This is a genomic window from Streptomyces sp. NPDC012510, from assembly GCF_042955065.1.
Classification (GTDB): Bacteria; Actinomycetota; Actinomycetes; order Streptomycetales; family Streptomycetaceae; genus Streptomyces.
The window spans coordinates 842-1,644 of the sequence record NZ_JBIBEN010000076.1 but is presented as its reverse complement, the minus strand read 5'-3'; the positions used below and the strand labels follow the sequence as shown (position 1 = coordinate 1,644).

Here is an 803-nt window from a genome sequence, read left to right as displayed (position 1 = left end):
CGCATCAAAGTTAAATTGCATCTTTGGTGCCCGTCGGAAATTAGCTGGGACTCCATTAAGTGCAACATCCGATTCATCAGTAATAGCTCTACGGCAGTCTCCGTTGAGAGGGTAACCCTTCTCCAAAAGGTCACCAACGCAGACTTTACCTGTACGAAGGAAATCGCTGTAGCGATTCTCAAAGGAGAGGAAAAGAGGGAGATCAGTTCCTTTGACGGTCCACTCTGGCAAGGGGCTATCTACGCAGGTTCATACAAGCCGCTCGAAGGAAACCCCGTCACTATGCTGATCCAGCTAGGAAACGGGAAGATTGTCAAGCCTGACCTTCTTTCTAGGAGGAGACTCACTAAATGGATGGAGCTAATGTCTTTCATGCATGAAAGTCGCCAGCAGCTTGCAATGTACGAAAATTCCGCTAGGCAACTCACCTTTGACGACATGTGAGATGCGAAAGCAGCGCTCGGCTCCCTCTGGGGTCGGGCGCTTACCTGCATCCGTAAGCGGAATGACTCATGTCTGTTTGTCAGTGGTGGCTGAGACGATAGAGGGAAGTTGAAGGAAGACGACATACACCAGGAGGAAGCATCAACAAGACAGTACGCAAGAGGGCAGACAAGCTGAAGACAGGTGATCGGCTGAAGTTGTGGAACGGCAAAGCTGGTGAAGTTCTCTCGATCGAGAAGGGATTCAACCAGTCAGGAATGAAGTGCCTGATCCTGCGGTTGTACAAGTTGCCTACGGTTGTTGTGAAGGAAACTCGGTTCCTGGACATCTATCCAGGGTGAACAAGTAACTCGACAGGG

Annotated in this window: 1 protein-coding gene; it reads left to right on the top strand. The window is 50.2% G+C overall.

Annotated features, from left to right (window positions below; genetic code table 11):
• Window positions 1-444, top strand: a 444-nt coding sequence (locus ACFY9I_RS42385) for a hypothetical protein (RefSeq protein ID WP_391012853.1), incomplete at its 5' end; no start/stop codon positions are given.
• Between the last annotated feature and the right edge of the window lie 359 nt (window positions 445-803).